This is a genomic window from Flavobacterium sp. AK-301, from assembly GCF_058310215.1.
This window is the reverse complement of record NZ_JBZEES010000001.1, coordinates 412,672-437,298: the sequence shown is the minus strand read 5'-3', so window position 1 is coordinate 437,298 and position 24,627 is coordinate 412,672. Positions and strand designations below refer to the sequence as shown.

Annotated in this window: 21 protein-coding genes; 2 read left to right on the top strand and 19 right to left on the bottom strand. The window is 33.6% G+C overall.

Annotated features, from left to right (window positions below):
• Window positions 1-316: 316 nt before the first annotated feature.
• Window positions 317-2,116, top strand: coding sequence for a translational GTPase TypA (typA, locus tag AC4FQX_RS01960; protein ID WP_491165983.1), 1,800 nt, complete (start codon window positions 317-319; stop codon window positions 2,114-2,116).
• A 209-nt stretch (window positions 2,117-2,325) separates the two neighbouring features.
• Here typA and AC4FQX_RS01955 read toward each other — a convergent pair whose 3' ends face one another.
• The 5 genes from AC4FQX_RS01955 to AC4FQX_RS01935 all read right to left on the bottom strand — a co-directional run bounded on the left by AC4FQX_RS01955 (window position 2,326) and on the right by AC4FQX_RS01935 (window position 7,155).
• Window positions 2,326-3,384 (bottom strand): CDP-glycerol glycerophosphotransferase family protein, encoded by a 1,059-nt coding sequence (locus AC4FQX_RS01955; protein WP_491165982.1) that lies wholly within the window; start codon window positions 3,382-3,384, stop codon window positions 2,326-2,328.
• The gene (locus AC4FQX_RS01950) at window positions 3,384-4,115 is read right to left on the bottom strand and encodes a phosphocholine cytidylyltransferase family protein (RefSeq protein ID WP_491165981.1); all 732 of its coding nucleotides are present in this window, start codon (window positions 4,113-4,115) and stop codon (window positions 3,384-3,386) included. The genes AC4FQX_RS01955 and AC4FQX_RS01950 overlap by 1 nt, the downstream gene beginning before the upstream one ends.
• Before the next feature lie 11 nt (window positions 4,116-4,126).
• Complete coding sequence (locus tag AC4FQX_RS01945) at window positions 4,127-5,191, bottom strand: pyridoxal phosphate-dependent aminotransferase (RefSeq protein ID WP_491165980.1); 1,065 nt, start codon at window positions 5,189-5,191, stop codon at window positions 4,127-4,129.
• A 184-nt stretch (window positions 5,192-5,375) separates the two neighbouring features.
• Complete coding sequence (locus AC4FQX_RS01940; RefSeq protein ID WP_491165979.1) at window positions 5,376-6,215, bottom strand: ABC transporter permease; 840 nt, start codon at window positions 6,213-6,215, stop codon at window positions 5,376-5,378.
• A 46-nt stretch (window positions 6,216-6,261) separates the two neighbouring features.
• Window positions 6,262-7,155 carry an ABC transporter ATP-binding protein gene (locus tag AC4FQX_RS01935; protein WP_491165978.1) on the bottom strand — a complete coding sequence of 298 codons (894 nt, stop codon included), beginning with the start codon at window positions 7,153-7,155 and terminating at the stop codon, window positions 6,262-6,264.
• Window positions 7,156-7,250: 95 nt separating this feature from the next.
• Here AC4FQX_RS01935 and AC4FQX_RS01930 point away from each other — a divergent pair, with 95 nt between their 5' ends.
• Window positions 7,251-8,291: a hypothetical protein gene (locus AC4FQX_RS01930; RefSeq protein WP_491165977.1), complete on the top strand. Its 1,041-nt coding sequence runs from the start codon at window positions 7,251-7,253 to the stop codon at window positions 8,289-8,291.
• Between the two features lie 15 nt (window positions 8,292-8,306).
• Here AC4FQX_RS01930 and AC4FQX_RS01925 read toward each other — a convergent pair whose 3' ends face one another.
• From AC4FQX_RS01925 to AC4FQX_RS01860, 14 genes are all read right to left on the bottom strand, one after another.
• Window positions 8,307-10,124, bottom strand: a complete 1,818-nt coding sequence (locus AC4FQX_RS01925; RefSeq protein ID WP_491165976.1) for a hypothetical protein — start codon at window positions 10,122-10,124, stop codon at window positions 8,307-8,309.
• A gap of 187 nt (window positions 10,125-10,311) precedes the next feature.
• On the bottom strand, window positions 10,312-11,370 hold the full coding sequence (locus AC4FQX_RS01920) for a nucleoid-associated protein (RefSeq protein WP_491165975.1): 1,059 nt from the start codon (window positions 11,368-11,370) through the stop codon (window positions 10,312-10,314).
• 101 nt (window positions 11,371-11,471) lie between these two features.
• Window positions 11,472-12,017, bottom strand: coding sequence for an IS1096 element passenger TnpR family protein (locus tag AC4FQX_RS01915; protein ID WP_491165974.1), 546 nt, complete (start codon window positions 12,015-12,017; stop codon window positions 11,472-11,474).
• 141 nt (window positions 12,018-12,158) lie between these two features.
• Window positions 12,159-13,952, bottom strand: a complete 1,794-nt coding sequence (locus AC4FQX_RS01910; RefSeq protein ID WP_491165973.1) for an ABC transporter ATP-binding protein — start codon at window positions 13,950-13,952, stop codon at window positions 12,159-12,161.
• A 243-nt stretch (window positions 13,953-14,195) separates the two neighbouring features.
• Window positions 14,196-15,263 carry a DUF2931 family protein gene (locus AC4FQX_RS01905; RefSeq protein WP_491165972.1) on the bottom strand — a complete coding sequence of 356 codons (1,068 nt, stop codon included), beginning with the start codon at window positions 15,261-15,263 and terminating at the stop codon, window positions 14,196-14,198.
• Window position 15,264: 1 nt separating this feature from the next.
• A complete protein-coding gene (locus AC4FQX_RS01900; protein WP_491165971.1) occupies window positions 15,265-17,349 on the bottom strand; it encodes a phospholipase effector Tle1 domain-containing protein in 2,085 nt (694 codons plus the stop codon).
• 18 nt (window positions 17,350-17,367) lie between these two features.
• A complete protein-coding gene (locus AC4FQX_RS01895; protein WP_491165970.1) occupies window positions 17,368-17,847 on the bottom strand; it encodes a DUF4280 domain-containing protein in 480 nt (159 codons plus the stop codon).
• A gap of 23 nt (window positions 17,848-17,870) precedes the next feature.
• The gene (locus AC4FQX_RS01890; RefSeq protein ID WP_491165969.1) at window positions 17,871-18,794 is read right to left on the bottom strand and encodes a hypothetical protein; all 924 of its coding nucleotides are present in this window, start codon (window positions 18,792-18,794) and stop codon (window positions 17,871-17,873) included.
• 210 nt (window positions 18,795-19,004) lie between these two features.
• Entirely contained in the window at window positions 19,005-19,334 is a 330-nt protein-coding gene (locus AC4FQX_RS01885) for a DMT family transporter (protein WP_491165968.1), read from the bottom strand.
• Window positions 19,335-19,403: 69 nt separating this feature from the next.
• On the bottom strand, window positions 19,404-19,976 hold the full coding sequence (locus AC4FQX_RS01880) for a Crp/Fnr family transcriptional regulator (RefSeq protein WP_491165967.1): 573 nt from the start codon (window positions 19,974-19,976) through the stop codon (window positions 19,404-19,406).
• Between the two features lie 16 nt (window positions 19,977-19,992).
• Window positions 19,993-21,027 (bottom strand): COX15/CtaA family protein, encoded by a 1,035-nt coding sequence (locus AC4FQX_RS01875; protein ID WP_491165966.1) that lies wholly within the window; start codon window positions 21,025-21,027, stop codon window positions 19,993-19,995.
• 185 nt (window positions 21,028-21,212) lie between these two features.
• Window positions 21,213-22,646: a CCA tRNA nucleotidyltransferase gene (locus tag AC4FQX_RS01870; RefSeq protein WP_491165965.1), complete on the bottom strand. Its 1,434-nt coding sequence runs from the start codon at window positions 22,644-22,646 to the stop codon at window positions 21,213-21,215.
• A complete protein-coding gene (locus AC4FQX_RS01865) occupies window positions 22,646-23,206 on the bottom strand; it encodes an L-threonylcarbamoyladenylate synthase (protein ID WP_491165964.1) in 561 nt (186 codons plus the stop codon). The genes AC4FQX_RS01870 and AC4FQX_RS01865 overlap by 1 nt, the downstream gene beginning before the upstream one ends.
• 30 nt (window positions 23,207-23,236) lie before the next feature.
• On the bottom strand, window positions 23,237-24,616 hold the full coding sequence (locus tag AC4FQX_RS01860) for an ArnT family glycosyltransferase (protein ID WP_491165963.1): 1,380 nt from the start codon (window positions 24,614-24,616) through the stop codon (window positions 23,237-23,239).
• Window positions 24,617-24,627 lie beyond the last annotated feature (11 nt).

Sequence of the window (24,627 nt, the reverse complement as noted above, 5' to 3'; positions counted from 1 at the left end):
TACTATTTTTTCGGAAATAGGTTAGCTGTTTTTGTTTTGAAAAAAAAATGATATTATATTGTAAAAGAATATGTTATTCTTTATCGAAGCTTTTGTAATTAAGACTTTTGTTAAAATACAGTTGTTATTGCTGTATATAATTAGATTGTTTGGGAATGAAATATTTTAAAATCATTAATTTAATATTTTCGCTCAATTTAATTATTAAATAGTCTTTAATCATTTCATAATTAATTATTAAGAAGCAGGTTTCTATATAAAAAAATATTTTGTATATCAAAATAAAGTGTAACTTTGCACCCACAAAAAAACACAGATGGCTTCTATAAGAAATATTGCGATTATTGCCCACGTCGATCACGGTAAAACTACACTGGTTGATAAAATTATGTATTATTGTCAATTGTTTCGTGAAAACGAAAACACAGGAGACTTAATTCTTGATAATAATGATCTGGAACGAGAAAGAGGTATTACAATTACTTCAAAGAACGTTTCGGTAAACTTTAAAGGAACAAAGATCAATGTTATTGATACTCCCGGTCACGCCGATTTTGGTGGAGAGGTAGAGAGAGTATTAAACATGGCTGATGGTGTTTTATTGATTGTAGATGCGTTTGAAGGACCAATGCCACAAACTCGTTTTGTATTACAGAAAGCTATCGATTTAGGATTAAAACCATGTGTTGTAATCAATAAAGTAGATAAAGAAAACTGTACTCCGGAAGAAGTTCACGAAAAAGTATTTGACCTGATGTTTGAATTGGGTGCAGAGGAATGGCAACTGGATTTTCCGACTGTTTACGGTTCGGCTAAAAATAACTGGATGTCTGATGACTGGAAAAAACCAACGGACAGTTTAGAGCCACTTCTTGATATGGTTGTTAAACATGTACCGGAGCCAAAAGTATCTGAAGGAACACCACAAATGTTAATTACATCTTTAGATTTCTCAAGCTTTACAGGTCGTATCGCTATCGGACGTTTACAGAGAGGTGTGTTAAAAGAAGGAATGAATATCTCTTTAGTAAAAAGAGACGGAAAAATAATCAAGTCTAAAATTAAAGAACTTAATGTTTTTGAAGGACTTGGAAGAAAAAAAGTAAGTGAAGTAGTAGCAGGAGATATTTGTGCTGTTATTGGTCTTGAAAGTTTTGATATTGGTGATACTATCGCTGATGCAGAAAATCCAGAAGCATTACAGACCATTGCTATTGATGAGCCTACAATGAGTATGTTATTCACAATTAATGATTCACCATTCTTCGGTAAAGAAGGTAAATATGTAACTTCTCGTCATATTAAAGATCGTTTAGCAAAAGAACTAGAGAAAAACTTAGCCTTGAGAGTAGGAGATACTGATAGTGCTGATAAGTTTATGGTATTTGGTCGTGGTGTATTGCACTTATCTGTTCTGATCGAAACAATGCGTCGTGAAGGATACGAATTACAAATTGGTCAGCCACAAGTAATCATTAAAGAAGTTAATGGTGTAAAATGTGAGCCGATTGAGGAACTGACTATTGATTTACCAGAAGGTCTTTCCGGTAGAGCAGTAGAGTTTGTAAGTCTTCGTAAAGGTGAAATGTTAAGTATGGATCCAAAAGGAGAACGTATGGTTGTTAAATTCAATATTCCTTCAAGAGGTATTATCGGTTTAAGAAATCAGTTACTTACCGCTACAGCAGGAGAAGCAATTATGTCTCACCGTTTCATAGGATATGAACCATACAAAGGTGAAATTCCGGGACGAAATAATGGTTCTTTAATTTCTATGGAGAATGGAAAAGCAATTCCTTATTCAATTGATAAATTACAGGATAGAGGTAAGTTCTTTGTTGATCCTAATGAGGATATTTATGAAGGACAGGTTATCGGTGAAAACAGTCGTGGAGATGATATGACAGTTAACGTAACGAAAACTAAAAAATTATCAAACGTACGTTCTTCCGGAGCAGATGATAAAGCGAGAATTATTCCTGCTGTTAAATTCTCTCTTGAAGAAGCTTTAGAATACATTCAGAAAGATGAATATGTTGAGGTAACTCCAAAATGTATCCGTTTGAGAAAAATATATCTTACTGAAAATGACAGAAAACGTTTTAAAATTGCTTAATTCGTTCTCTTGATTTCAAATAAAAAACCATCAATTTATATTGATGGTTTTTTTATTAGTTGATAGTTTTGTGAAATGTTATTTGTAAAAAGTAAAATGTGTGGATCGATTAATAATTGTCAATTGATCGTTTAGAACCGTGATTGAATACTGCCTTACTGGGGACTGAATACTTATTTATTGATCCGCTAACTTTCAGATTTTTGACATTAGACTTTCAACATCTTTATTGATCCGAATTTTTTAATACTCTGATATTTTCGCCAAAGATTTAGTTTTCGTTTTTTAGGAACGCCATGTTGAGTAATATAATTTTTAACAGCTTCAATCATACGTTGAGCAACTTTCCCGTCCAGATGGGGATCATAGTTGTCAATAATCCACTTTCGTTTTTCTTTGTATTCATCACTGGTTTGTACAACTTCATAAGCATGGCATAACTGATCCACATCTGTAATATCCATCCAGTATTTATCTATGGCTACATTTTTGTAAGTTATAACAGGTTTATTAAGTAATAAAAATTCATAAACTGCGGATGATGTATCGCTAATCATAATATCTGAAGCTAAAATATATTTTGAAATATTATGATCATCAATCCAGACTATATTTTCTACTTCTTCGGCTAGTTGTTTGTATTCATCAATCCATTCCTGTTTAGTAAGGGGATGGAATTTTAAAAGAACAACAGCATCTTTTTCTTTTGCCAGTTTAATGAGGTTCTCTTTAATAAAGGGCAATGATGTTAGAGAAGGTGAGAAGGTAGGAGCATAAAGAACGATCTTCGATTTCTTATATTTGGACAAAATTTGTTGTTTATAATCATCAAAGGTATGTAGATTATTATAAATCCAGTCCTGACGACTCCATCCTGTTTCTACAACTTCAAAGTCTTTATATTTCAAAGCCAGTTGCTGAAAAGGTTTTGTGAAAAAAGGACCTTGTGTGAGGTACATATCTAAATAACGTCGAATAACCCAGTGATCTTTCTTTTCAGCGGCATAACCATGGAAAATCTCTGCTTTTACACCTGGTAAATAATAAGGAACAATATTCCCGGGTACAAAAATCGCTTCCGGTGAATAATCGTATATTTCCTGGATAGAATTCGTCCACTTTACGGAGTTGCTTAAACTGAAATCTTGTATGTTTCGGGCATCTACAAACCAAAGAATATCGTGTTCTTTTGTTTTATTCACTTCGTCCTGCAGGGGTGAAAGGATACTTATTGCATATTTATGCTCACAAAAAAGAACTATTTTCATTACTGTAGGATTAAAGGTAATCTATCACATGCATGTTCAAAGTCTTCAACTGTATCAAGTTCCATTGAGAATAAACGGGTTGTATCGACAATGTACATATCAGCTCCTTTGAGTATAATATTCTCAAAAGCGGCTTCATAGAATATTCCGGACTGATTTTTATTAAGTATCATATCATCCAGTTCTTCAAAAAGTTGTTTGACAAGGTTTGCAGAGAATTTCTCTATTCCGATAGATTCTCCAACGGCATCTTTAATAGAGCAGACTTTACTAATCTCTTTTATTCTATTGGTATCATCTACAATCACTTTTATTTCTTCATCTCCTAATTCATGAGAATTTAGTGCCAGGCAGTTTTCATAAGAGGAGTCTAGTAATTTTGTTATGATTACAGGGTCAAAAAGAATATCACTGTCTAAAAGAAATATAGACTGGTTTTTCACACTCTCTTTGGTAAGCCATAAAGAATGTATATTGTTAGTAGAAGCATAATCAGGATTGAAAATATATTCAACTTTTAATTCAGGATAATTAGCTGAAACATAATCTTCAATCATTTCTTTTAAATATCCTGTAACTATTATCAGCTCTTTAAAGCCATTTAACAGAAGAGCATCAATGGTACGACCTAAAAGACTCTTAGACCCAACTTCAAGCAGACACTTAGGGGTATCGTTAGTGAGAGGGCGAAGACGTGAAGCAATGCCTGCGGCAAGAATAATGGCTTTCATTTTGATTTTAATTATTTATTCAGAGCTACTTTTCTGATTATTTCTACTACTTTCTGATTGATAGGCGATGTTCCGAGAGTGATGCGCATATGGGTGCGTAATCCTTCTTCGTTCATGAATTTGACAATGATATTATCTTTCTTTAATTCTTCCTGGATTTTTTCTTTTAATTCAATAGGGTATTTTACCAGTACAAAATTGGCATCTGATTTATATACTTTAAATCCGTCAATGTTATTTAAACCTTTTTTGTACAACTCTTTATCCTGTTGCATTTTTGCCGCGTTCTTATCGTAGTAATCTGTGGATTTAAGGGCTGCAATCCCTAGTTGTTCTGTTAGTTTGTTATATCCCAGATACATTGTGCTGAAATTAGCAAACTTTTTTAATGATTCTCCCATAAAACCGTATCCCAGGCGTAGTCCCGGTAAGCCATAGAACTTAGAAAGTGTTCTGATGATAAGTAAATTCGGGAATTCTTTTATCAAAGCAGAAATATAGGTTATATCCTTATTAGCAAAAGAAGTATAGGCTTCATCAATTACGATGACTGTTTCTTTATCGATACCTGACAGGATATCTCTGATCTCTTCAATTGAAAGAGAGTTACCTGTAGGATTATTTGGGCTTGCCAGTAATACCATATCCGGTTTTTCTTCCTGAGCAATTCTTTTTATTTCAGAGATATGGTATTTAAATTCATCTCCTTCTTCATAAAGCGGATACATAATGGTTTCACCATTAACTTCATCAGCAATTGATTTATAATACCACCATGAGAACGTTGGTATTAGTATTTTTCGTTGTTGATGCCCTTGACTTAAAAAGCAGTGTATAATATCTTTTAGAATGTTTTCGCCCCCATACCCTAAAACTACATTTGATTCGGGTACATTATACATCTCTCCTATATATTGTGATAATTCACTTTTAATCCCGTTCTGAAAGCATCGTGTATAAGTGCATAGTTCCTGAGGATCGAAATCTTTTAAAACCTGTGCAACAACAGGAGAAATATCGAAAGAGTATTCGTTTCGATCAAGGTATATTAAATTTTTATTTTCTGAGTTACTCATAATTATGAAGTGTATTTGTGTGCACAAAAGTATTAAAATATAACAATATACTTGTTGTGCATCTGATAAAAAATAGAAAGCTTTTAGACTGAGTTTTTTATACTATAATTTTGAAAATGATTATAGTATAAATTTTATTATAGATTGATTTTAAAAATTGTTATCTGTATTTTTTTATTCATTTTTAAAGATCTCTTTTTTCGAGTAATCGATAAGACAGAAATACAAAGATGGCAGTCCATGCCAGAACAATTATAATCTGATATATATGTACGCTATAATCATTAGGTCCAAATCCTCCGGGTATTTGTTGTTCCAGATCCTGAACCATAGAGAGTCTTCTGAAAGGAGATTGAATTAGATTACTCATAGCTTCTAAAGGCAGGAATTGGCTGAATTTATCTACAAGAACAGGATCTCCAAGAATAATATATTTCATCACACCGATTAGTATTCCTTCGATAATATTCCAGACAAATAAGAATCCTAAAGCAAAAGCGGAACGTTTGACTAAAATACCTAAAAATAAACAGAAAGAGAAAAATCCTGTTAGTTTTACAAAATAAGCAACCAGATATTCCAGATCAGAAAAAATAATTCCTATTTCCGTATGAGAAGAAAAGAATAATCCTAGTATCAGGGACATGATAAAAACAAATACAGTAGAAGTTAAGGCAAATACTACAATGGTCAAGAATTTAGATAAAATAAATTCTTTTTTACTTAATCCGTCTATTAGGTTTTGTTTTAATGTGCCATAACTGTATTCATTTGCCATCATGGAAACGATTACAATAGCAAGAAATAGTTTTAATATGGCAGCAATATAAGTATTAAAATGCCAGATATAAGGGAAATTGAAAATTCCCTGTTCTGCTAACTGAAATTCGATCGGACCAAATTTAAATTTAATAGAGGCAATTAAAGCAATAAAAGTAAGTAATATAAAATAGGTAAGGGTTAAAACTCTGCCGGCTTTATTCTTTCCTATTTTTTGTAATTCTATTTGTAGTAAACGATTCATTTTTAATCGGTGTATTTAATTTGTGGATGCTTTTTTGGATAGGTCTTTAATTAGCAGTGATCTGTAAAAACTGTTCTTCTAAACTGTGTTTACGTTTCACTAAATGGCTTAAATAGATATGATGTTCTGCCAGATACTGATTTAGAGCAGAGGCTTCTAAAGGATTTTTCAGATACACAAAAAGTCTGCCTTCCTGAATTTCAATTTTATCAACTGCAGGATGTTTACTTAGAATAAATTGTAGTGATTCTCTGTTTTCTGCATCTAATTCAAAAAAACCTTCATTAGAAGTAATACCGTCTACCGGACCGGTATAAAGAATTTCTCCTTTGCGGAGAACAACAACATGGGTACATACTTTTTCTACTTCGTCTAATAAATGAGAAGCTAATAAAATAGTAGTTCCATGGGAAGCAATTTCTTTAATAATATCTCTGATCTGACGAATTCCTTGTGGATCCAGTCCATTTGTAGGTTCATCCAGAATTAATATTTCAGGATCGTTTAAAAGGGCGGAAGCGATAGCCAGACGTTGTTTCATTCCTAAGGAGAAAGTGCTGAATTTGCTGTTCTTTCTGTCATTAAGTCCTACTATTTCCAGTTTTTCTTCAATTTTAGAATAATTGACTTGTTTGATTTTACAAACCAGTTTTAAATTCTCGTAAGCGGTCATATATGGATAGAAGTTGGGTCTTTCAATAATAGCTCCTACTTTCTTTAATGCATCATGTGTTTGCATTGTGCCTCCGAACCAGCTGTAGGAACCGGATGTTTTGTTTACCACATTCAGAATAATTCCTAAAGTGGTGGATTTTCCGCTACCGTTAGGTCCTAAGATACCATAGACATTTCCTTTTTTTATTTCAAAAGATACATTTTTAACGGCTTTAAGTAAGCCGAAATGTTTACTGAGGTTTTCAATTGTAAGTATTGTTTCCAAATGCAATAGGTATTTAATAAGTATATGACGGGCAATTTAAGGATTTGTTACCATAAATTATTCAAATAATTGTAAATTTGAGAAAAGACAGTGACATGGATGAACCAATAATGCAGAAAAAAAAGCCTACGTATCTTATTAATGAAAAGCTTTCGGAATATTTAGAACATTATAACAGGACGTATAATATACCTCTTTTTTATGACGATCTGCTGCGTTTTGCCGGTTCAATAGTAGTTTATGATGAAGATGATGAGGATACGCTTTGGGTAAGGGTATATTATTCAGAATATGAAAGGGAAGATATTGAACTGAATCTTAAAAAGGTATATACGTTGTTGCATTCAGATGGGAATGATGGTATTATACAGTACTTAAATGTCGATTCGATCGATTTTTGCACCTTTGGAAACTCTCAGCCTTTCAGAGTAAAGATAAGAAATATTCTAAATGATAATTATACGAATTTTTATATTAAAAAAGCAGATGCTTCACGGATTTACGGGCTGGAGTTGGAACATATTATGTCTCCTGATAAAATCAATTTTTTAGTATATAAAGATACTTTGATTGAGGAACATATTATGGGAATTCCGGGAGATGTTTTTATAAAAAAAATGTTACCGAAATGTTCTTCTACTGAAAAAGCCCAGATCGCAAAAGAGTTTGTTAAATTCAATGAACGATGTATGATACGTCTTTTAGGTGATATGCGTTCTTATAATTATGTGATTATTCCTATACATGATTTTGACCATGTGGTTTATAAAATTCGGGCTATTGATTTCGATCAGGAAACATATGAAGGTAATTTTAAAATTTACCGGCCTCAGTTTTTCAAAGAAAATTATTTAATGGTCAAGCTGGTAGGAGAGAAGTTGCAGGAGAGCTCAATAGAACAGTATAAAAACGAGGAGCGTTCTGTGCTGTCAAAAAGAATAGTTACTGCTAAAAAACGCACCAGAAGGCTTTTAAAAACGATAAAGAAAGATATTCTGGCTCCGGAAGAAAATATTAATCAGCTAAAATCAGATTTATTTAAGTATACTTCAAATCCTGCTTTTGAAAATTGTCAAACTATGGGGGAGATTTTAAAAGTATCTTTGATACATTTTTTAGGAAGAGAAAATTTTTAAATTAAAATAAAATTTTTAATGATAAGGGATGGCTGTCGGTTTTCCAAAGTTGAAACCGGACAGATCAAAATCTGTTGTTTTGACAGAATTAGTTTTGAAAAGATTATCTCCCACGTTTGGTATTGTCGGGTAAAAAGCGAATGATAACTGAAATGAATTAAAAACGAGATATCGGTTGTCAATGATTACGCCTACTGCAAACTGAGAATATACTTTGCTTTTAGAGAATCCGGTATGTTCGTTTCCCAGCATTCCAAATGTAGAGCTTATATAAGGTCCAAACTGAAAACCCCAGAGTTCCCAAGGTGAATAAGACTGTGTCTGAAGGGTAAGTAATAGTTTTTTGGTCCCGATCAGTCGGGTACTGTTAAATCCCGGAATACCATAATCATCATTGATAGACAGTTTGTCATAGGGATTTCGGTTAAAGCCCAGTACTAATTCCGGTCTTATAAATTGTCTGAATTTCCAGTTTCCCCATTCCATCAGATTGGTAAAATAAATTGCCTCAATACTGAAAGCGCTATCTTCCAGACGCCCACTATTAAAAAAGGTTCCATATTCTGTGTTTATACTGAGATAACCCCATTTATAGTAATCTCCTGATGCAAGTCGTGTTCCCATATAATATCGTCCGGTAGCATTCTTTCTTTGATAACCCGAAGTGATTCCATAAATTCTTCCGATAGGTACGTCTTCAGTGACACCATATTTAAAAATATATTTGTCTTGAACGAATTTTCGGGAAGCAATACCTATTCCTGCCATGTAAAAGTCTTGTTTTGAGAATATATTCAGGGTATCATAAATTACGTCAGGTGCTTGTTTATAACGGATTCTGAGAAAACGTGCAGATGTGATAAGATTTGTAGTACGGTCTTCTTCTGTTTTTCCTTTAGAAACAGGAAAGGAGTGCCCTCCCCAGAAATCCTGAGTATTGAATCTGAAACGCTGAAAAGAATAATCACCAACAATATCTCTTAAAGAATCGGACTGATACTGTTGATCGATGTAAATCCCGGCTGCCCACCTGGTAAGAGGAGAAAAGAAGGGACGTTCTATATCCAGACTTTTAGTATAGTTCCTGTCAAAATCAATCTCGTAATTTAAGGCGGTGTTGATATATGTATTCGCTATATTGGGAATATAATATCTTGTGTTGTAAGCATTATGATTGCCGGTGATCTTTTTTTTGAATCGGTTCTTGAATTCATGTCCTGTTCCCAAAAAGTTTCTTTCTGTCAGCTGAACATCAAAACGGGATCCGGAAAAGGAAAAATCGGGAATGGTACTCCAGGCATCCAGAACTCTGATGTTAATGTCAATAGAATCAGTATCAGCAATCTTTTCGGGCGTGAAACGAACTTCTCTGATATATCTCTGGGATCTTATTAAACGTTCAGACTCTTTTACTGTAATGGAGTCTAAAGATTGGTTTTTATGAAAAAGCAATAAGTTTTTTATGGCTAATTTTCTGGTTTTATGATGTAGATTATTACCGGTTCTGGTAATAAATTGTTGTGGAGTAACGGTGGTATCATAAACAGAGTAACCGAAAGGATCCAAAACAACAATATTTATTTGTCGAATGACTTTGCCTTCATATTCAGTATAGTGAACAGGAGGAGCTTTCTCTTTGTTTTTATAGGTTCTTTTCTGATTAACCGGTCTGAAAATAAGACGATGAACTGCTTTTGTAAATTTCCTTTTCTTAGAGTAGGACTCTAAGTCTTTGTAAACTTTGACAGTATCCTGTTTTTGAGCTATAGTAGTTTGATATACAAAAAGTAATAAAAGAAAAACAATTATTTTATTTTTAGAGCTGGTTACCATACCGATTTTCTAAATAAACTATATTAAGTTTAATTATCAAAAATAGTATTTTTAATTTTATAATCAGAAAAAAGAAAAAGAGGAAAAAAGTCAGGACAAAAATATTTTATTTTTGGCGTCTGCCTCTGATAAAAAGAGAAGATAAATTTCAAATACTTTTGTCCTGAGTTAGTTTTAACGGATATAATTAGCTTTTTTGTTCTTTGTTGAAGTAAACCAGATAGTAATACATCTGTTTTTCTTCATCCCAGCCTTTTTCTACATATTTTTCGGCACTTTCTGGGTTGATAAAGTCTAATTTTATCTGAATGTTGGTATCCAGATTAATTACATTTTTAATTTTCTTTCTTGCATCACTTACAGCAGCATTTGCAATAGGGAAATTGGTTATATCTTCAATACTGTATTTTTCTCCTTTATCTATTTTGTAGTTTTTAAATTCCGGAATCAGATCCGGATTATCTAAAACTTCGTTTAAGAAGTTGGTTTCTTCAAAATCGTCATTTTTAGCAAAGTAGTTTACAGAACGGTTCATGAACATCACTTCTTCTTTTTTATCCTCTGCCGGAAGTACTACGTCTTTAGCAAAATCCTGACAGAATTTTAAATATTTTTTTGTGATGAAGTTCTCATCCTGAAAAGCATCTACGGATAAGAAATGTTCTAACCAGTAACGGGCATCATAACGGTTGCTGTCAATAGTCAGTATTTTATAACCTTCTTCTTTTTTATAATTAAAAATGATACAACCTTTATCTAATTTATTCAGACTAACTCCTTGTTGAAGGATCATTTCCAGTGTGGTATCTTTTTCTTCAAATTGTAAGAAGTCGTTTTTTAGTTCACTTTTAAAAATTCCAATTGCATCTACAACATTATTATCAATATTTAGATTGGTCAGATAAGTGACATATACTTCTCCGTTTTTAATATGCGGATGGTTGGATTGTTCAAAAAGATGTTTTGTAATTTTTTTTGATACTTCGTGTGCTTTCCCCGGATCGGCAAATATCTCATTTGAAAAATTGTACATATCATTATAATCCAGATCCACATCATGTGCAAACTGAAAATAGTTTTCTTCTTTATCTCTGAATGGTTTAAAGAAAAATTCTTTAATTAAAGGAGTGATCTCGTCATTTAAGGTATAAGGCTGCTCTGATAAAAAGATAGCTTCGTTTCTGCTTTTGTTGCCTACTCTGTGAATAGAAAGCGTTTCAATGTGGGTATTAAATAAGTTGATCATGTCGTTTAGTTTATTTTAAATGCTGAATTTTAAATTTTAAATGTATTTTTAAAGCAATTTAATTTTCAAATTAGCACATTTTCAAATTTTCAAATATTATTTTAATTCCAGTTTTCTTCAAACCCCATATCTTCATAATTTTCATCGTTATCTAGAGAATCGAAGTCATCATCATCGAAGTCATCTTCAAATTCGCCATAGATATCATCTTTAGAAATACCTTCATTAAAGTCTTTTGTAGGAGCTTCTATTGGTAATTCACCGTGTGCAAAAAGTAAATGAGGATAACGTTCTCCTTCTTCAGGATATTCTTCTATTGCTGCTAATTCTACAAGGAAAGTCCACATATTCAGAAAATCATATACATAGATCAGTTTTGTATTATCTTCATTTAATAATTCTGAAAGTACATAATCACTCATTATTTTTTGTTCTCCGGCAACGTCACCTGTGTCAAAAAGAGAAATTTCTTCTTCTTGTGTCCATTCCTGATCACAGGTATAGAAAGAAGCGATTTCCATTCCGTCAAAACCAAAAGCATTAACAATAGCATTGTGAAAATCTTCTAAAGTAGCATTGTCCATTATCGCGATGTCTCTGAAAACATCTTCTTCTGCATCGAGAATTACTCTTAATTTATAAACCATGATCTATTTTTTTATTGAGGAACAAAGGTAAATAATTTTTAGACTATTCATTTCTTGGATTTTCAGATAATTCGTTTATTGGTTATTTGACGGTTCGATTATTTGATTATTCAATGAATGGGTTGGGTAAGAATAAGGACGTTAGAAAGTATCATTTATTGTATCAATAGTATCTGTTTTAGGTATAGTTTTTATTTTACGTTCACCGATCTGCTGACGCCACATAGCGTAATAAAGACCTTTACTTTCAACTAATTCATCATGGGTTCCCTGTTCTGTTATTTTTCCTTTTTCCAGTACGTATATTGTATTAGCGTGCATTATGGTAGATAAACGGTGAGCGATCAGAATTGTTATTTGTTGTTTTTCTCTTGAGATTTCTTTTACCGTATCTGTGATTTGTTCTTCGGTCAGAGAATCCAGTGCTGAGGTTGCTTCATCAAAGATCAGCAGTCTTGGTTTACGCAATAAAGCCCTGGCAATTGATAATCGTTGTTTTTCTCCACCGGATACTTTTTTTCCGCCTTCTCCCAAAACAGTATCCAGTTCTTTTCCCGAATCACTGAAAATATTCATGGCAGAAGCTTTTTCGAGTGCAATAAACATTTCTTCGTCTGTTGCATCCGGTTTTACAAACTGTAAATTTTCACGAATGGTTCCGGAAAATAGCTGAGTGTCCTGAGTAACAAAACCAAGCTGTTTCCGAATACGATTATAGCGCAGGTCTTTAATGGAAACATCATCATACAGAATATCTCCGCTAACAGGAGTATAGAGACCTACCAGTAGTTTTACTAAAGTAGATTTTCCTGCGCCGGATGGTCCGACAAAGGCAATTGTATCTCCCAGTTTTGCATCAAATGATATTTCTTTGATAGCGTTTTTTGTTGCATTTTTATGTCTGAAGGTTACTTCTTTAAAACGAAGTGTTGTGATTAAACCAACTTCTACGGGTTCTTCCGGTCTGTATTCCGGCTCTTTTATCATTAGTTCATTGAATAACTGAAGAGAAGCATCTGCTTCACGATAAGACAGGATTATACTTCCCAAATCCTGTAAAGGACCAATAATACCTGTGGAAATAAACTGCATTGAGATCAGTTCTCCGGGAGAGAGGACATTTCTGAAAATTAACCAAAGCAATATGAAAAGAATGGATTGCTTTAATATGGTAAGTACAGCGCCTTGCAGAAAGGTAAGAGTCCTTACTTTTCTGACCTTTTCCATTTCCAGATTATAAATTTCCTGGGTATGTACTTTTAATCGTCTTATTTCCTGATAGGTAAGCCCAAGACTTTTAACCAGTTCTATATTGCGTAAACTTTCGGTTATGGTTCCACTCATTTGACGATTTTGGCGGATAAGAGATCTTTGTAATGTTTTGATAGTGCGACTTAATATACTTGTTAATCCGCCTAAGAGGACAACTCCTATTAAAAATACAGGAACTAATGCCCAGTGTTTTGTGATAGCATACCAGAGTAAGAATCCAATACCAACGATGGAAGAGAAGAGGATATTGATAAAAGAAGTAATGAAACGTTCGGTATCATTACGAACTTTTTGAAGAATAGATAATATTTCACCACTACTCTGATCTTCAAATTCCTGATACGGTAACCGTAATGTTTGACGTAAACCATCATTAAAAATTTGCATTCCGAATTTTTGAACCACTAATCGAATTACGTAATCTTTAAAAGCCATTACCAGTCTTGCTGCTAAAGCGATGCCTACGGCAAGGAGCAGTAGTTTCAGAACACCGTTTACCAGTTCATCTTGTGTTTTATTTCCTGTATGTAGTGTGTAATTGTCTATAATCTGACCAAAGATAATAGGATCATAAAGAGATAATATTTGGGCGACTCCGGCAAGAACTAAGGCTAAGATTATCAACCAGTGATAAGGTTTCAAATACGTCCAGAGTAGTTTCATTTTGAAAGGGATTAGAGGGATATACTTCTAAATATACTCAAATATAAGAAACTACCTTTTATTAAAGTGCAATATACCATACTAAACAGTCTTTGATTAAAAAAATGACGATGTAGCAATTCATTTATTACTACATCGTCAGAATTATTTTTGATAACGTAATTTAAGAATATAAATTTACTAACTATAATTAGCTTATACTAATATTTTAAGATTACATTTAACATTATTAATTAATTTGAGTTATTTCCCATGTTGCCTCCATACTCTGGTTTTTACTTTTTGTAGTGGTATAGCCCTTTTATCTCCTCTTACCATAAAAGTAACATCCATATACTCAAAAGCTATTTTAGCAATAATTTCTATGGGTTCGTCTTTATTGTTTTTAGTTAATTCCTGAAAAACGGCATACAATTCTTCCTCATCAAAGGTTACTTCATCCCAATAGATAGAAAAATAAATTTCAGAATATTTTGGTAAAGGTCTGGGTTCAAAATCATAGTGATTGATTTCGTCAAATCCGACATAATCATTTTCTCCGTTATAATAGTCATTCCGAACCGCTGTTAAAGAATCGTTTTTATAAAATTGGACGGTATATTTCCAGTTAAATTGCTCAAAACATCGTTTCCAGAGATGATATGGAATACCGTTTTTTTGTATATAGTCTTGGGTTTCCTCAGGAACAATATTTTTAAAATTCCAATCATAAAATTCTTTTGCTTCTTTATAAATATTTTTGACGGGTAGAAAGTCGTTTATTTCAACATAAGCTGTTTTCGCCTGATAAGTACCTACTAATTTATGATGGGAGCTGGAAGCACTACTTAAAAAAACAGCCACTACTCCCCCCGGTGCTACGGCTATGGTAATATTGGTATAGGTATAGTGTTCTTTTGGCTCTGGGGCACCAATATCATAATAGCCCTGTTCAAATAATGCTTTTATTTTTTCTGCGGGCAATAGGGTATCAATGGTCCAGAACTTTTTTTCAGCATGACTTACCCAGGTTAGTGACAGCATCGAGGGAATTCCGCTGCCTCCTCCTGCATCGGTACCATTAGAATTCCAGCTACCTTCCTGCGTTCCTGCGTTATAGAATGAGGCTAACATTTTTTGTTCGGTGGCTAAATAACCGCCTTTATGCACTTCTATGGGATAGTCTTTGGGAGCGGTTACACTACAACTCCAACTATAGGTTTTTTCTGTTGTATTCATTTTTATTATTTTATCGTAGGAATAGATTCCAATGGCTACACTACAGAGCATTAGAATCAAACTGCTATTTTTTATTCGTTTTATTTTTTTCATTTTAGAATGGTATTTCCGTTCTTATTCTGTCTTTTTCAGGTTGATTGACCAGCCCGAGTACCGCATTATAATGCAGATAGTGATTGCGTAGTTTTTTTAACTCTGGTTCAGGTATTTCATAATGTAATATATGATTGGGTATAGTGATCATTTTTTCAGTATATTCTTTTAAATAAGATTGGATATTCTGCAGAAAAGAGATATTGTCCGGAATAGTATTAGCTGTAAATTGATGTCTTTCTTTTAGTCTTTTATTTTTAAATACTAATCCTTTTTTTTCGGCAAAATCCAGCATCGTATAGAGCGGAATAAAGCTATACTGATTGCTGAGGTAGTCTCGGGTACCGATAAGGATATGATCGTGCTGATTGGTTATTTGATTAAAACGGAGTTGTTCCGGTTGGTACCAGCCTTCGGCTACTAAACGTTCTTTTTCGGATTGCAGTTTGCTTTCAAAAGGGTATTCCATAATGGCACTGATTTCGTTGTTGCCTTCCACATAACTGCCACCTACATCACAGTGTACACCAGGGAAATTTAGCTCGATATGGTCTTTTTTTACCGGAATACGTGCCAGATTAAAGTTCGCCCGATGTTCATCTTGGGCAGTGATATGCAGTACTGATTTTGCTTTACTAATAGAATTAAGTCCCAAGGTACAGATATCATTGGATTGCCGGATGCCATGATGTGGTACGGTATCATACAGCCCCGCAAAACGAACTACCAGTTTAGTGAAAATAATTTCTTTTTGTGCGAATAAGTACCCTAACCAGCCGTGAGCGGGCAGTATTTCGCTATTGGCAGTTTGTTCCGGCAGCGTAATTTGATGTACGAAGTTGCGGGCAGCCGCAGCACCCCGGCTAAAACCGAAAATATCGATGGTAAGGGTATCAAAAGTTGTTTTTTTCTCAATTTTATGGGTCAGTTGTTCAATGGCGCGTTTTACCCGGGCAATAATACCGGCAGTGCCCATTCCCAGTCCTGATCCTACAAACAGATCGTCGTTTTTATAATCTTGTTCCCGGACTTGACCGTCCAGATCTGCGAGCGTATTACTGCCCATGCCTTCAGTATAGATTTTATACTTTGGATGCATCTTATTATATATATCTTCTTGATAATACTGAAATAAAATAGCGGGATTAGACAGGTCATTTTCATAACTGCCCTCATTATACCGGTATTTTTTTTCGTCTTCAAGGTCTTTTTTATGCGTGGCTTTTTTGCCGGTTTTTTCCTCCCATGCCTGTCGGGCAAGGGTATTGTACTGATTGTTTAGTGTACCATCTATAAAAACACCAAACGTATAGTTTTTCTTTTTATCATCATTGGGATTGTTTGGTTGCGTTCTGCCTGTTGTTACAGGGCTGTTTCCATAGTTGGGTTCAATATATTGGGTCAGTTCATTTTTTATTTTAATCTGGGTTTGGTCTTCGATGCTGTCGAGTATTCCGGCATAGTGTATCTGAACATAATATTCATGTACGGCTTCTTTAATAAGATCCATTTTGTTTAACCGCTTTTGATAGAATGCTGTATTCTGAAACACAAGTGCTGCTTTTCCATATTGGTTTACTCTGGCGGTATACGTCCCCATATTCCGGCTGGAAGCACCGTGCCCTTTTCCGTATTGATCTTCCCAAACGGTAACCTGTAGTGGTTCGTTTCTGGGGATATTCAGGGTTTCTATATGGAGTTTTACGGTATCAAGATAGCCTACGGTTCGGTCACCGATCGGTTCATGTTCGGTATCGGTCCAGTAGACCCGTTGTACTTTCGGACTTCCTGTTAATGGTTTGATCGTAAGACTTGCAATTTCTTTTGTCCCTGAGGCAGTGGTATATTGTGCTTCGAGTAAATAGGTTTTTCCCATGGCAGGCTGGTTAAACCTAAAAGAACCTTCGTCTTTGTATAATTTGAAGCCTTCATTATTACTCAGTTTCCAGCGTACGGCTTCTTTTGGCGGGATAACAATTGTATTTTGTGTATTGGGTACAGCATATTTATCGGTAAAGGAATCCTGCAGCGAATAATAATAGCGTGTTCCTATTAAGGGGGTTTGATTTCCAACGATTATTTTCATAGGTAGATAGTATTTTAATTAATCGACTTCTTGTATTTCGGGATTAAAATTTTTCAGATCTCCAAAAGGGTAAATATGTGCCAAAATGGTATCGTCTGCATTATTCAGGTTGTTTTGCGTGATTTCTGATACTTGTCCGTGATCCTGTATGATAATGCAGTCCGGTCCTCCAACGGTACAACCGCCTGTACTGGTTTCTATAAGGGGTTTACCGCCATGTATAAGTGTAAGTTTTTCATAGAAATCACTCCATTTTGTAACGTTTACTGAACAGAGTTTATAACCGGAACCCACAGGCTGTAATTTGCAATTGCCAAAGGTGTTTTTTTCAAAGGTTGGTCCAATGTCTTTTGTGCTTGCGCAGCGTTTGTATTCTGCTTTAGAATCATTGATATACACTTTATCTTGTGTTTTTACTTTTAGAATATCGGTTTGTGGTGTTTCGCTGAATTTACAACGGCAAACGGCACCCTGAACGACATAGTGTTTCTCCGGCATAGTTTTATTTTTAAAGGGTTGGCTTAAATATTGTTCAGGAATGACCAGAAACCTTTTATTCTGACAGGTTCTTCTTCCCGGATAAACACTTTTTCTCTCTCATTAAAGTTGGTGGTAGTAGTAGAATCATCTAGTAATACCTGCCTTTTTTTCCTTCTGTCTTTTATGTTGGTATGACAGATTTCAAATTGTAAAGTGTTTTCCGGTTCGTTTCTGTTTTGATAAAGGATGGTTCCTTTTATGGATTGTATGGTGTGATCTTCGGGGTAGAGGAGATAACGGGCTTCAAAATCGCTTTTTTTCTTTGTTTCTTCTCCGGTATCTGCTGTTTTTACAGTAATGCTTACCTTATTATCTTCTGTATAATGTGGTTCGATATGTTGTTGCAGTACAAAAGGAAGCATTCCGGTTGCAGTGTCAAAAGGAAGTGTAGCGGAAACTCCCTGAGTATAGTCTGTTTGTAATATCGGGAAAAACAATTTGTATAACAATTCATTCTCCAGTTGTACAGCTATTTTGTCGGGATCAGAATACTGTTCTTCAAATTTCTGAAGTATTTTTGTAGTAACGGTACAGTTGTAATACTGCTGTATTTTTTGAGCTGTCCGGGTGCAGCGTTTTAATATTTCCTGATGATTAACAATATCAATAATTCTGTTTTCTGCATTGATTTCGACTGTAACAGGGTAGATACTTCCTGTAATCCGGCCTACCATTTCATAGACCTGGAGATCCGGTTTTCGGTAATTTATAAAGGGCTGTTTTCTGTTAAAGGAATAGAATCGTGTAACGGAATTGGTGCTTTTGAGGAATTTTAATTCTGTTTCATACTGGATTTTGGTCTTTTTCCCCGGATAGTGAACTATAATTCCATAATTATAGGGTATAGAATTAGGTTTAAACTGTAAAGTGTTTTCTTTGAAAGGGATATTTTTCTTTTCGTTCATTGCCATTTAGTATTTAAGAGTATACCTCTGTTTTTTTTATAAAAAACGTTATTATACCATGGCAATTTAACTATAAACAAGCAAACAGTTGTATTTTTTTACCGTTTGTGTGTTTTTTATTCTTATTTTTTATTTTGTGAAAAGGGTAAAACGTAAAGAAGCGGTCTAAAAAGGCCACTTCTTTACGTTTTATGTTATCCTGATTATTTGTTAATTAGATGAAACAAATTTGAGTCCTACTATTGAACAAATTAAGGTTGTGATAAATAATAATCTCCAAAAATCGGCAGGTTCTTTAAATATAAAAATTCCGATTAATACGGTTCCTACAGCGCCAATTCCTGTCCAGACAGCATAAGCTGTTCCCATAGGTAAAGTAAGTGTTGCTTTATATAATAATAGCATACTCACTACTAAACACACAAAGAAACCAATTAGCCATAAGGTAGAAGTGACACCTGCTGTTTCTTTTGCTTTACCCAAGCAAGTGGTAAAGCCAACTTCAAATAATCCTGCGATTATTAGTACTATCCAGTTCATCTTTTTAAATTTTAGACTGCAAATCTCCTGATAAAATTTGTAATAAAATTTATCAAATGTTAAAAAGAATTATTTTTTATTCGCTCTGATACGACTTAATGATACTTGAGTAATTCCCAGATAAGAAGCAATATATCCCAGTTGTATTCTTTTTATAATATCAGGGTTATTGTTAATGAGTTCATGATAACGGTCTGAGGCGGTTTTAAATTGTCTAAGGATCAGTCTTTCCTCTGTTTTTATTAATTCCAGTTCTGCTAATTTTCGCCCCCAGTTTGCTATTTCAATATCTTCTGTATATAATTGTTGTAATACGGAGGATTTTAAATGAAATAATTCTGAATCTTCAAGTAGTTCTACATTTTCATAACTGGGTTTTTGGTAAATATAGTTTTTAAAAGAAATAACAGAATCTCCTTCCATTCCAAACCAGAAGGTAACTTCATTTTCATTACTATAACAAAAAGCTCTTGTGAGTCCCTTTTTTATAAAGTAAATATCAGGCTCAATTTTATCTGCTTTAAATAACAGATAGCCTTTGGGATAAGTTATTACAGCTACGTTTTTTGTTATTTTTGACAGAGCACTGTCAGACAACGGATAAACGGATTGTAAAATTGATTCAATACTTTTTGCCTCCAATCAGAAAATAGTTTAGTTAAACCTCAGATGATGTGCTTATTGGTTTTCTTATGGTTTCTAATATCAGGTAAAACTGAATTCCAAATAAGATGGATGCTAAAACCAAGTGTGTTGCCTGCGTTCCGAAAGGAAAATCTAAATAATACATCGCAATACCGGAAAGAATTTCAATAATCAGAATCCAGAATACCCAGTTTACTTTTTTATATCCTAATTGTAGTTTGTTATTTTTATATAATAAATAGAAATTAACCAATAAAACAATAAAAGAAAAGGTTCTGTGAATATAAAAAGTTAAGGTTGGATTCTCCAGCCATAAGTTAGTTGAATAACCGATTGCTTTTACCTGTTCATCAATAAACTGACGTACCTGCGTTCCTAATACGATCTGGATTAAAGTAAGTATCAGAGAGATAACCAGTACATATTGGAATGTTTTATCTTTTTTGAAAGTATTGACTTTCTGATTTACTAAATGTAAGATATAAAGAATAACGGCTGCAATAACTAAAGCCATTACCATATGAACTGTTATTCTTACCGGAGCGAGATAGGAGTAAACCACTGTAGCGCCAAGCCATGCCTGAAAGCCCATTAAAAATACGGTAAGCCAGGAAAGTAATGGTATTGCTTTATTTTGTTTCCAGAAAGCAAAAGATAGTACTGCCATTACTATGGTGACTATTCCGGCTAATGCTCCACTGAGTCGGTTGATATATTCGATCCAGGTATGCACAGCATTAAAACTGGCATAATCATGTTTTGTATAATGTTTCCAGTGTGAGGCCTCAAATTCGGTTGTTGTGGTAAAGGTTTCTTTGGCAACAAACAGCTTTTCATCATGGATGATGACCTGCCCTTTTTCAAACGTATGATTCGGGGTCCATAAAATTTCTGAAATATCAGTAGGAGGGATATAATATCCAAAACATTTAGGCCAGTCCGGGCATCCCATTCCGGATCCTGTCATTCTTACCAATGCACCTGCAACAATCACAATGTAAACTAAAACTAAAGTTGTTCTTGCTGTTACGTTGAAATATTTTTTCATTTTTTTACTATTTAAGTAGCAATACCTTTTATCCGAATTGCCGTGTTGAAAATTATTTTTTAATTCACCTGCTACATCTCTTTAGTTCCTTTATTAGTAGTAATTGGGGTATCTTGTAAATAACAGACTAAAATAAACTTTAATTTTAACATTTATAGTGTATAAGCTGTAAATGTATCTGGTATTCAGTTGGCATTAATTTTTAATCCCAGTTTTGCTGCTCTTTTCAGCATATATTGATAAGCAGCATCATATTCATTCGGTATTTCTCCTTCAAGAATAGCTTCTTTAATGGACTCTTTGATAATTCCTATTTCTTTTGAAGGTTTTATATTAAATAATTCCATAATTTCTTCCCCTGATATTGGTGGCTGAAAGCAGCGAACATGGTCACGAGCTTCTACTTCAATAATCTTCTGACGTACGATTTTAAAGTTATTATGATATTTTTTAAACTTTACTTTATTTTTTGTTGTGATATCTGCCTCACATAAGATCATCAGATCTTCTACATCTTCTCCTGCATCAAAAACAAGACGTCTGACAGCGGAATCAGTAACAATATCTTGTGCCAGAACAATTGGACGAGAACTCATCATAACCATTTTCTGAACAAATTTCATCTTTTGGTTTAAAGGCATATGTAAACGTTCAAAAAGCTTTTTAACCATTTTTCCACCTACAAATTCATGTCCATGAAAAGTCCATCCTATTTTTTTATGAAAGCGTTTTGTCGGGGCTTTACCAATATCATGTAATAATGCAGACCAGCGTAGCCAGACATCATCCGTGTTTTTAGCAATGTTGTCAACTACTTCTAACGTATGATAGAAATTATCTTTGTGAGTTTGTCCTTCTACTTCTTCAACTCCTTGTAAATCGGTTAATTCCGGAAGGATACTATGCAGAAGCTTCGTTTGATGTAATAACAGAAATCCAACGGAAGGTTTTGGAGTAGAAAGAATTTTGTTTAATTCGTCAACAATTCGTTCGCCGGATATGATCTTAATACGTTCTTTATTCCGTTCAATGGCTTTTAAGGATTCTTCTTCAATTGTGAAATTCAACTGAGTAGCAAACCGAATAGCACGCATCATTCGTAAAGGATCATCAGAATAGGTGATATCCGGATCTAAAGGTGTACGTATGATTTTGTTTTTTAAGTCTTTTAAACCGTCAAACGGATCTAATAGCTGACCGTAATTGTCAGGATTTAATGAAATAGCAAATGCATTAATGGTAAAATCTCTGCGATCCTGATCGTCTTGTAAAGTTCCATTTTCAACAATCGGGTTTCGGCTGTCAGAAGAATAGGATTCTTTACGGGCTCCTACGAATTCAATTTCAGTATCTTCGTATCGGAGCATTGCTGTACCGTAGGTTTTAAAAACCTGTACTTTAGGTTTTTTAGGTAATAGTTCAGAAACCTTTAACGCCAGTTCAATACCACTACCTATGGCAACAATATCAATATCTTTTGCCGTGTTTCTCTGTAAAAGAAAATCTCTCACGAAACCACCTATAACGTAAGAATCAATATTTAGTTCTTTTGAGGCTTGTGAGATAATTTCAAAAATTGTATTATTTAATGCTTCTTTATAAAATTGGGCTGTCTTCATTAACGTCTTATCACTTTTACCTGCGCATCATTTCCTAGTTTTATTATAGTGGATGGCTTGCCGGCAATTACATCTTGATGCAAATTTACAATATAGTCTACGCCTTCCAAAATCTCTTTGCTTATTTCTTTAAAAGATTTAGGAGTAGGTTGTCCGCTGATATTTGCTGAAGTGGAAACTAAGGGTTTTTTCATTCTTTCTAACAATTTAAAGCAGAAAGGGTCTTTTACAACCCGTACTCCCAGAGTGTTATCCGGAGCAATAAGATTAGCAGCTACATTCCTTGGAGCATCAAGGATTAAAGTAGTTGGTTTTTCAGATAAGTCGATGATTTGCCAGGCTACTTCCGGTATTTCTTTAAAAAGGGTATACATCATCTTTTCTCCATTAGTAAGCACAATCATGCTCTTACTTTCCTCTCTCTGCTTTAGCTTATATATTCTGGAAACAGCTTCTGCATTTGTGGCATCGCATCCTATTCCCCAAACGGTATCTGTTGGATAAAGGATAATACCTCCGTTTTGGATCACTTCAAATGCTTTGTGGATTTCTTCGTTCATTTCTGGGAAAGATTTTAAAAATAAGGGTAATTATTTTTTATGATATATAATATATTTTTGACCGTTTAAAATTACTTCACTTTTATCAAATAAAGGAGAAAATATTTCATAAGAAGTACTTTCTTTTTCATTTACGACTAAATAGGCTCCTCTGTTCATGTTTTCAACGATTGTTTTCGGATAAAAATAACCGGGAAATGTGAAAGAAATTTTATCCAGTCTGATAGATTTAAAATCTGCCAGATAGTATAAAGCAGGAGAGGGACCAGATAAATATACTTCTGCCTGTTTTGGTATTTTACGCTGTATAGTGGCTAAGTCTGTTTTTTGAATGTTCAGATCATTTTTATAATGTTTAAAACTTCTTCCGCTTAAGTAACCTAACCTAAGTGTAGATCCTATTATAAGTAATAAAAGTAATGTTTGCCATTTTTTTATAGTATTGAAAGAGAGCAAATACACAAAAACAATGATACAATAGGGAACTAAAAATTGAAAATAATGAGTATGTAGTCCAAAAAATAAAACACTAAATGAACTGATAGGCAGTAAAAGAATAAAAATATCCTGTTGTTTTATTTTTTTTGAATATAAGGTAATAAATACAGGGATCAGAAGGACATAACTGTTTGAATAGATGAAGCGTAAAAACGGCTTAAAACTAAATTTATAATCAGTACCAGTACCTGATCCGATATCAAATTGAACTCCTTTTCCTAGTATATAGGTAATAAAATCATTCAAACTAACCTGATTAATATAAAAACAATATAAAATTATAACCGGAAAAAGAAGACCAATACTTAGTAAGATACTTTTTTTCAAGAAATATTTTTTTTGTACTATCAGATCAATCCCGATAGGTATAAGTATAAATAAGCCATATTGTTTGGCTAAAAAAGAAAGACCTATAAAAAACCCGATACCCAAAAACCCAAGTGTATTATTTTTGTTTCTGTAATAAAAATAGAGATATAACGATAAAATTTGGAAAAATACAGAGACAGGTTCTAACATTATATGTCCGCTGTCAAGAGATAAGTTTATAGTTATAAAAAGTAAAGAAAAGATTATTTTTAGTTTTTTATCATCACAGAATTGATTTAATATTTTATATAAAATTACGGATGAAGCTATAATAAACAGAATATTAATAAACAGATAGATTCTGAAATCTACTGAATCTGAAAATAATTGAGGAATGCTTACTATAAAAAGGGATAAAGGATTATAAGGAATAGCTATTTCAGTAAAATAGCTATTCCCTTTATGAATCTCTCTTATTATTGATAAATAATAACCGGAATCATCTCCAATAATGGGATGAAGTATAAAATATATTAAAAATAAAGCTAAAGCTATTATCAATAATGAAATGATAAAATTTTTGTTATTGATAATTTTAACCATTTCTATTTTGT

Bases quoted from the DNA above. Each gene is read 5' to 3' on its own strand.
- AC4FQX_RS01950 (WP_491165981.1), bottom strand. From the start codon at position 4,115: ATGAAAGCCATTATTCTTGCCGCAGGCATTGCTTCACGTCTTCGCCCT.
- AC4FQX_RS01900 (WP_491165971.1), bottom strand. From the start codon at position 17,349: ATGAAAATAATCGTTGGAAATCAAACCCCCTTAATAGGAACACGCTAT.
- AC4FQX_RS01925 (WP_491165976.1), bottom strand. From the start codon at position 10,124: ATGGTAACCAGCTCTAAAAATAAAATAATTGTTTTTCTTTTATTACTT.
- AC4FQX_RS01955 (WP_491165982.1), bottom strand. From the start codon at position 3,384: ATGAAAATAGTTCTTTTTTGTGAGCATAAATATGCAATAAGTATCCTT.
- AC4FQX_RS01945 (WP_491165980.1), bottom strand. From the start codon at position 5,191: ATGAGTAACTCAGAAAATAAAAATTTAATATACCTTGATCGAAACGAA.
- AC4FQX_RS01890 (WP_491165969.1), bottom strand. From the start codon at position 18,794: ATGAACGAAAAGAAAAATATCCCTTTCAAAGAAAACACTTTACAGTTT.
- AC4FQX_RS01905 (WP_491165972.1), bottom strand. From the start codon at position 15,263: ATGAAAAAAATAAAACGAATAAAAAATAGCAGTTTGATTCTAATGCTC.
- AC4FQX_RS01875 (WP_491165966.1), bottom strand. From the start codon at position 21,027: ATGAAAAAATATTTCAACGTAACAGCAAGAACAACTTTAGTTTTAGTT.
- AC4FQX_RS01910 (WP_491165973.1), bottom strand. From the start codon at position 13,952: ATGAAACTACTCTGGACGTATTTGAAACCTTATCACTGGTTGATAATC.
- AC4FQX_RS01895 (WP_491165970.1), bottom strand. From the start codon at position 17,847: ATGCCGGAGAAACACTATGTCGTTCAGGGTGCCGTTTGCCGTTGTAAA.
- AC4FQX_RS01930 (WP_491165977.1), top strand. From the start codon at position 7,251: ATGGATGAACCAATAATGCAGAAAAAAAAGCCTACGTATCTTATTAAT.
- AC4FQX_RS01920 (WP_491165975.1), bottom strand. From the start codon at position 11,370: ATGATCAACTTATTTAATACCCACATTGAAACGCTTTCTATTCACAGA.
- AC4FQX_RS01870 (WP_491165965.1), bottom strand. From the start codon at position 22,646: ATGAAGACAGCCCAATTTTATAAAGAAGCATTAAATAATACAATTTTT.
- AC4FQX_RS01865 (WP_491165964.1), bottom strand. From the start codon at position 23,206: ATGAACGAAGAAATCCACAAAGCATTTGAAGTGATCCAAAACGGAGGT.
- AC4FQX_RS01860 (WP_491165963.1), bottom strand. From the start codon at position 24,616: ATGGTTAAAATTATCAATAACAAAAATTTTATCATTTCATTATTGATA.
- AC4FQX_RS01915 (WP_491165974.1), bottom strand. From the start codon at position 12,017: ATGGTTTATAAATTAAGAGTAATTCTCGATGCAGAAGAAGATGTTTTC.
- AC4FQX_RS01940 (WP_491165979.1), bottom strand. From the start codon at position 6,215: ATGAATCGTTTACTACAAATAGAATTACAAAAAATAGGAAAGAATAAA.
- AC4FQX_RS01885 (WP_491165968.1), bottom strand. From the start codon at position 19,334: ATGAACTGGATAGTACTAATAATCGCAGGATTATTTGAAGTTGGCTTT.
- typA (WP_491165983.1), top strand. From the start codon at position 317: ATGGCTTCTATAAGAAATATTGCGATTATTGCCCACGTCGATCACGGT.